The sequence below is a fragment of the Thermogutta sp. genome, from assembly GCF_014359955.1.
GTDB lineage: Bacteria > Planctomycetota > Planctomycetia > Pirellulales > Thermoguttaceae > Thermogutta.
The window spans coordinates 1-8,557 of sequence record NZ_JACIYL010000113.1 but is presented as its reverse complement, the minus strand read 5'-3'; the positions used below and the strand labels follow the sequence as shown (position 1 = coordinate 8,557).

Genomic DNA, 8,557 nt, shown 5'->3' with positions numbered 1-8,557 from the left:
ACGCTCTCGTAAGCCTGGCAAAAGAGGCGGGAATGCGCTACATTGTCTTCACCGCAAAACATCATGACGGTTTTTCCATGTTTGCGTCTCGGGCCAACCGTTTCAATGTTGTGGAGGCCACGCCTTTCAAACGAGACATTGTGCGCGAACTTGCTGAGGCCTGCCGGCGACATGGTCTGCGATTCGGTCTCTATGACTCACAGGCTCAGGACTGGCATCATCCGGGTGGAATTGGCAACACATGGGACAGAACCCTCAAACGTGTGAGTACAGATGTGTATGTCCGGGAAAAAGCGCTCCCGGAGGTCCGCCAACTGCTTACCGAATACGGACCCATTAGTATCCTGTGGTGGGACACCCCCCGACAGATGAGCAAGGAGGCCCTGGACGCGCTCTACGCCACCCGGTTTTTACAGCCCGGTCTCATCATCAACGACCGACTGGGAAAAGACTATCCGGGCGATTTCCAAACTTTCGAGCGGAAAATACCTGACAACCCGCCGGAAGGTGTGGACTGGGAAGTGTGTATGCCCATCAGCGATAGCTGGGGGTACAAGAAGTCCGACACTCATTTCAAATCGAGTGACCAACTCATCCGCAATCTGGTGGACATCGTCAGTAAAGGGGGAAATTATCTACTCAATGTAAGCCCCACGGGGGACGGCACGCTTTTGCCCCAGGCAGTGGACCGGCTTCGCGCTATCGGGAATTGGATGAAAGTGAACAGCGAAGCCATATACGGGACGAAGGCAAGTCCATGGCGGCCTTTCGCATGGGGGCGCTGTACCCGAAAAGACACTGCGGAAGGAGCAATTATCTACGTACATCTGTTCGAGCGTCCAGATGACGGCCATGTGCTTCTGCCGGGTTTAAAAAACCCCGTCCGCGAAGCCCGTCTTCTCGCCACCGGTGAAAGTGTGTCTGCTCGGCGTGTTGCAGCCGGGGTGGAACTCCTTCTTCCCGCACAACTTCCGGATCCTGTGGTCACTGTGATACGGCTTGACCTGGAGGGATCGCTTCAGGTCAACATGGACGCAGACAGCAGTGCGATCGACACGAAGAGACGGACGGAAGAGGCGGGCGGGAATGTTTTTCGCGTGCTCGGTCAAGGTCGTTCGCCAGCAATTTATTTGACCAGTTCGCCGGGCAACTCTGGCAAGTTTGTGCATCCCGGTGTGGCCCACACGGCGGCGACTTTCGCTTTCGTTCGCGAGCGGATTGCCGCACACGACCAACCCTGGTGGGACGCATGGAACGTCCTTCGGTCTTCCCGAGAAGCATCGTTATCCTGGGAGCCGCGTCCGCGGGCCCATGTGGAGCGTGGTCCCTCCAATCACCCGGACATCGGTTCCTCCGAGTTTACCGCCGACGGGTTGGCGGCCTATGTTCACGCTCTTTGCTGGGTGCTGAGCGGGGAGGAAGCCCACGCCCGCAAAGCCGCGGAAATCCTGCACGCTTGGGCGACTACCTTGGAATCAATCAGCAATCATGATGCCCGGCTCCTGGTGGGAATGAGTGGCTACCGGTATGTCGTCGCTGCCGAGATCATCAAACATACCTGGAACGGCTGGCCTGTGGAGCAGCAAAAAGAATTCGCCCGAATGCTTCGCGAAATTTGGTACCCCCTCATCAAGGACTTCTATCCCACGGCTAATGGGAATTGGGACGCCGCCATGCTTCAGACGATGATTGCGATGGGAGTTTTTCTGGACGATCGGGCGATGTTCGAAAGAGCTGTTGAGTACTTTCTCCACGGAGAGGGCAACGGCGCCATTGGAAACTACATCAGGCCTTCCGGGCAGGCCCAGGAAAGCGGTCGCGATCAGGCCCATACCCAGATGGGCCTCGATTTTCTCGCAGCTACGTGTGAGACCGCATGGATTCAGGGGATCGACCTCTACGGAGCGCTCGATAATCGCCTGCTTAAAGGATTCGAGTATACAGCGCGCTACAATCTGGGTTACGACGTTCCTTACGAGCCCTTCCGAAGTTATCAGGGCCGCTATTATTACAAGAGTATTTCGAGCATTGCCCGAGGGCGTCTCCGACCGATGTACGAGCGAGTTTACAACCACTATCACAACCGGCGAGGTCTGGAGGCACCGTACACCTGGATGGCCGTTCAGCAACTGCGAGCACGGCTCGGCCACCGCGGGGACCGTTCCGCAGTCACAAACGCCATTGAGATTCTTATGTATGCCAACCAACCAGCCGAACTCGTTCCTGGCCCTACCCGGTGACTCGTTGCCCTTTTGCTGCCGCACACCCGCCGGGTATCACACCCTGGGGCGCATTGAGCAAGCACACGCCCAAAGACAAGCCGCGAAAGATTCGAGCGAAGTGCCTCTACCGGTTGTTTCTCATCGCAGCAGTGGCTTCGCCAACTTGGAAGCGGTGCGAGGGATAGTCAACTGGCTTGCGTTTTCGCGGCCGGACTCTGAAAATCCCAAAAATTCTCTGACGTTTTGACATGGTGCGCTGACTCGCCTCGGCGGTCAACAGCGTGTGAGTCTTGAGTCCGAGCGTAGCTCGGCAGCTTGATATGGCGACCACCCGGTCAACGATCCCAGTCGCGACGGCGACCTCTAATGACAACAATGGCCAAGGCGACGGCTTGGGTAACAAAAAGCGCGGCGGAGGGAGCAGGTTTTCCCAAGGGAACGCGAATAGAGAGATCGACGGGCATTTGCGAGTCTGAAAGTTCCGCTTTCCCGCAAGACTCTTGTCCAGCTCAAAAAATGGACAAAGGAAACGTACTTCCCGCAATGAAAAAACTTCAAGCCTGATGTGACGCCCCACAGTCTCAGAGCCTCGCTTTGCCCAACCTCAGGGAGCCCTGTTGGGATCGGTGCGAAGATGCCATCGTATTCGCGAACGGCACAATGAATTGTCTGACTACGGGCGGTGCTCGAGTCCGTCACGTTGGTGCGACACAAATCAGTCGCCATGAGAAATAGACGGCACCTGAACACGGTAAACGATCTGTAAGTTTTTCCAGTTATTCTCGACGAAAACGACGTATTCTCCGTTACCTCGACGGAAGGCGTGGACGGCCTCCGGAATGTCAACGAGAGACGTCTCGCCCCACAAGGTGGGTCCCGGCTTCAGGACACCGAGAAAGCGGCCGCTTCGCGTATTCCAGACCCACACCTGCCCCTGCATGGTGGTCCTGGTTATAGCCGCAAAGAGCAGGTCGTCAGCCACAGCAACGGAACGGATCACGTTGCCGGCGTCCGGTTTTCTGCCCTGCTCTTCAGGTTTTCCGTAGGGCAAAGCGATCTGGCTCGTTACCTGCGGTCCGGTAGTAAAGTTTTCCACCCGCAAGGCCACCGAACCAACAGACCATACATTCCGGCACTCCGAAGGCAGTTCGGGAGGAAAACCGAACAAAAACATCACGTCCCGATCCGCATCGTAGATCCACTCCCGCAACTCGTCCAAGGCGGAGGGAATTGGAAATAACTCTACCCGCTCGGTATCGACTTCGTAGCGCGGCCTACCGCGTGGATCGCGACCCACCTCTCGGTATAACGTGAAGTCGTACACAGGATTCCCGTGCGGATCGAACCCCTGCAGCTTGTGACGCACCAATCCTTTTTGATTCGACTGTGCGTGGTACTCCCAGAGGTCGCCCTTGCTGTCGAACGCCCATTTTCTGGCATTATGGTGGGGACCAACGAACACGTACTCGTCTTTCTCGATTTGACCGTTGCCGTTTACATCACGCCACATGAACCGATGCTTGCCCGGATGATCCGGCGGGTAGAGACGGTCTGGATTTCCGTGGTACTGTCCGCCGTTCATGTACAGCGACGGCACGAGGATGTGAGAGCCCGGCTCTTCGCGCAACACCAACGTCCCAGACTCGATATCATTGATAACGACGTAAATGCGATCATTCGGCAACTTGTACAGGCGGAAGCCATGTTTGCGCACATCGTGCGGATAACGATAAGGGTCCCAGGTGACGGCGATCCATTCGTCCAGCGGACCGGATGCTCGTTCGTAGTCTGTACTGAGCAAGTTGGACCCACCACGGCCGATCAAAACGCGTGAACCATCGGTATTCGGTACAGCAGCCGCTCCATTCATGAACGTGGCGGTGTATCGCTCCCAGGCCAGTGTGCCGTCGGATTGATAGCGACGAATCCAACTTCCCGACGGTGCCCGCGAAGTTACAAAAAGACACCCGTGTTTATCTTCGCCCACACCTGACAGGTAATTAAGACGGTCGGGCCCTCGTCGACCAGGAACCGGCCCTGCATAGACACCGCCGGGCTGGCCAAACTGCCGGATCAGCTTCAGCACCGCACTGGTAAGGTCGTAGATCAGGATTTGGAGGCGTTCAGGATGGCTATCAGCCACCAGTAGCCGATGGCCGTCGGGACTGACCGCAATCGCGGTCGGTAGTTTGACGTCGCGGATTTCCCGCCCCGTCGGACGGCCAAGACGATCCAGTTCCACCAGGACATATTCCCCCACCTCCGACCAGGGCAGCCAAACCGGCACTTCCACCGGCTGCTGCGGACGCTGAACCACCCAAAGGCCCCCACCAGGAACGAGCGCGACCGGGCCCGGGTAGCGAAAAGGAATATCCCGAACGCACTGCATTGTGTCACAGTCGATCATATGAATATGGTGCGTTATGTCTTCGGCTACTACTAAGAGTGCGCCATCAGATGCCATGCCGGTGATCTGCGGTCGCGCGTGTCGGTACTTCTCGGCTGCCTCCGGATGAGCAGCGACTTCCGCGATCCGCTTTGCACCCGACAAATAGGGCACGGACTCGACAAGATACCGTTCGTTGCCGTCCGGTCCACCACCACCGGTAAACGGAGCAGGTCGACACCACCGCATCGAATAAAGTCCCCGGGGCCCTTGCTTCTCGAAAAACTGATCCCGGAAGTACCGTGCGACCCCCTGCATTGGCTTCCCATTGACCGTCCGATTGACCCGCGTGTAAACATAACGCGAGTCCGCTGCAATGGCACGCGATTCAGAACCACCGACACCCGCGATGATATTTCCGTCGTGTCCGTAGATCGTATTCTCACGGTGAGCTTCGTCCCACGGGCTACACGTCACCGACGTCCCATCAGGCAAGACAGCTAGACCACTGATGGAAGTCTGAACCCAAAGTGGCCCACCTGGCCAGGTAGAACCGATCCACGTACTGGTATAACGCAGCCCCTCAGCCGTCTGCTGCCACGGAGGCTGTTCTTCGGACTGGCCAAGGGCCGAGCACACCCCCCATGCCGAAACCAGCACCAGCATAACTTCCCATTTCGTGAACACTGTGCCGATTTTTCCGCGACCTCTCCACATACCCAACACCCTCCGACACGTATGAACGTGGTCGTTGCGTCCTTCCCACTGCGCTACGAATTCCATTCTGCAAACGTGATACCATCTGCTACGCCACAATTCAACTGTCGCAGTGGACATAAGCAAATAGGTCAGGTTTTTTGGAAGAACGAAACTTTTCTCAAACCGCGTTTCCGAATGCCTAAACCCACACGTCCGCTGGTGTGGACTAATTCGTGTCCTCCCCAATCGAAAGGAATTGACTGTTGCGAATGGCCGGTTGGTCTGCCTCCACACCATGCCCGAAGTTTTGACTTCCATGGGTAACGCCGCATGTCGGCGATAAGCCCGATTGATTGACCAGTGATGAGTTTGACTACTACTTCCGGCGCTTTGCAGGTGTCTTTCCCCGTTTGCCGAGTTCAATTCTTTAGCCCAAAAACACGAAATGGGAGCTTTTCACTCCATAATTCACTGGCGAATGTTTACACTATCTGTCTCGGCATTTTGTGTCGTGTCAGCCTGTCCCGAGCTGCGCAGGCTTCCTGCAAACGGCCGGAAAAAGCCATTCTGAATGTTAGAATCGAAAGACATGGAACGTAGAAGGAAGTAAACGAATATTCCGCAGGCGTCCCTATGGGATCGCAGTACAAGTGTTTTTCCGTTCACGCCCTGCTTGAGAGAGAAGGTCCGTGTGGACAGTACTTTTGAGCCCCGGCTTGTAAGGTGCCGCCTGTGGACGCTGCGTGCTTGTTCGCACGTCCCCGAGACGAAATAATCAAGCGTGCCCTCGGCGGTTCGCTTGCATGCCGTGTGGCGATCGGTATCAGGCGGCTCCGCTATGGCACCTTACAGGAAGCCATGGGGCAAACCGGAGCAACGGTGCTGTCTGTGGGCGCTGAAGCGTCCGTCGCAGTTGTATCGGTTCTTCTGAAGCCATTACCGGGCGATGGGTTCACTGAGGTTGCCCCCCGTTTTTGCTATTTGGTGGTCCGGTCGGGTTTGATTTATAGTGTATTTAGTCCCGTCATGCCTTCGGGCCATCAAGGTGGACAACCTCATCCAACCATCAAAAATTTTCTGAAAAGTGGACAGGCCAATGACAACACCAACTCTTCGAGAAAAAACATTGGCAACTCTGAAGTTTTTACGGGATTACTCTGGACTCCGACGGCGGAGCGGCACCACCTATTCGAAGGATGACCATCTCCTGTGGTGGGCAGATCTGGATGGGGCACTCAAACGCGGTGCCCAGGGGATTTATTCTCCTTTGCTTCGTGAGAATAACGAGAGCGAAACGGATATTGAGCTGTGGTTGGAAATGCAAAAGCTGAGGGAACCGGCAATGCCGGATCCTCCGGAGCAACTGAAGCCCTGGATTGCGGATTATCCGTATTCGCTGCGCCATCCGTCAGAAAACGAGCCCAAACTCCTTTCAGAAATCCCGTCGCCAACGCATCCCCCGGCTCCCCTGTTCAGTTCTGCCAGGGAACAGAACGAAGACGACTCGATAGCGTGGGAACGCCTCGAGGATCACCCGGAGGTACAGAAAGCGTTCGCCCATTATCTGGAAAAGTGGCGCCCCTGGCATGCGGGCTACTCTCTGTGGTACGAAAGCCAGCGTCTCTATTCGCAACTGGATTTGATGCGACGTCTTTCCAGTAGTACCGACGAGACGTCCGAACTGGTTATGGCGTTCGGACTGCTGGAAGGAATTATCGACGGCCAGTTTTACCGCCGCCACTTATTCGTGGCCCCGGCCGACATTGTCCTCGAACCCATCAGAGGGAAACTCCTGGTGCGGCCTTCGTGGGACTTTACCCAGTTCAAACTCGATCTCACGTTTCTCCCTTCCCACCTTCGGCCGGACTTTACCAAGACTCCTCTGCAGGACAAACTGCAGGAGCTCGACTGTAATCTCACCCAGCGGACGCTCATCGAGGAATTACTGAATCTGGTGGGCAACCACCTTTCTCCGGAGATCGTGATCGATCCGGTAGCGATGTCGCCTCGAGGCGAAAGACAGGCCCCCTTAAGTCTTCGTTTCGCTCCGGCCCTTGCCCTGCGGCGTCGCGTTTTCACAGGCTATGAAGAGACGGTCCTTCAGCTTATCACGGGATTTGAGGAAGGCCGTCTGCGCGAAACTCGACCATGGCAGACGCTGCTTTTAGAAGGAAGAGCTGCGGCCCACGAAGAAGCCGACCTCGTTTCGGGATCTCAAGGTAATCGCAAAACTTCCAGGAGATCGCCTCGCTCCCCTGTCCCGGAGACAGAACTCTATTTTCCCTTACCATCGAATGACCAGCAACGTCGGATTGCCCAACGGCTTTCCGAACAGCCGTGCGTGCTGGTGAAAGGCCCACCCGGAACAGGTAAGAGCCAAACGATCGCGAACCTCATTTGTCATCTCCTTGCTCAGGGGCATCGCCTGTTGATCACGGCCCAGTCGGCAAAGGCTTTGACGGTGCTCCGTGACATGCTACCGGAGGACATTCGGGATCTCTGCGTCATCGCGCTGGGAAACTCGCGCAGCGAGCTCAAACTCATGGAGGACTCGGTCCAACGGATTGTCCGCAGGGCCGAACAGTGGGACGAACTCTTTCAAAACGCCGAAATCGTAAGGCTTTCCGAAAAGCTTCGCGACTGCCGTGATCAAATAGCACGGTTGGAAAAAGAACTCTGCGACGTTCGCGAAGCAGAAACTCGGGTGGACCGTACACTGCCTGGCGGATACACCGGGACGGCCGCTCATATCGCTCAAAAGGTTAACAAACGTGCTTCCAAATACCGGTGGCTGCCGAAGGAAGGCCCCAGAGCGCATTTTCCGCTGTCTGAGGACGAGCTGGAATTCTTCGCGGATTGGCATGTCGAGTTGACTCCCGATCGAAAGCAAAGCCTGGTGTGGGCCCAAACCGGGCCCGAGCTTCCCGCCACCGAAGAGATTGAAGCCTTGTTTCAAGACCACGCCGCGTTCCAAGCCCAAACACGGGAACTCGGTACATTCATTGACGGGAACATTGCGAGCTATCTCAAACATCTTCCTGACGACACCATCGAACAACTGTGGGCTGGTTTGACCCAACTGTGTCGAACGATCCGGCAGGCTTCGACCGTACTGGGGGAAGCCCTCCAGTTGGTGATCCACGAATTTGCCGGGGGCAAACAGCCGAACTGGTTGCCCCTGATCCGGAATTGGTTGGAGGTCGTCAAACGGCTGTCGGAACACAGCACATTTTTGCAGACTGTCAGCGTT

Annotated in this window: 3 protein-coding genes; 2 read left to right on the top strand and 1 reads right to left on the bottom strand. The window is 56.2% G+C overall.

What is annotated here, in order from left to right:
- Window positions 1-2,240 (top strand): alpha-L-fucosidase (locus H5U08_RS05450; protein ID WP_297031054.1); only part of this gene is annotated, 2,240 nt, incomplete at its 5' end.
- A gap of 697 nt (window positions 2,241-2,937) precedes the next feature.
- Here H5U08_RS05450 and H5U08_RS05445 read toward each other — a convergent pair.
- Window positions 2,938-5,325, bottom strand: a complete 2,388-nt coding sequence (locus H5U08_RS05445; protein WP_297031052.1) for a hypothetical protein — start codon at window positions 5,323-5,325, stop codon at window positions 2,938-2,940.
- 1,078 nt (window positions 5,326-6,403) lie between these two features.
- Here H5U08_RS05445 and H5U08_RS05440 point away from each other — a divergent pair.
- The coding region (locus tag H5U08_RS05440) for an AAA domain-containing protein (RefSeq protein WP_297031050.1) at window positions 6,404-8,557 on the top strand (2,154 nt) is incomplete at its 3' end.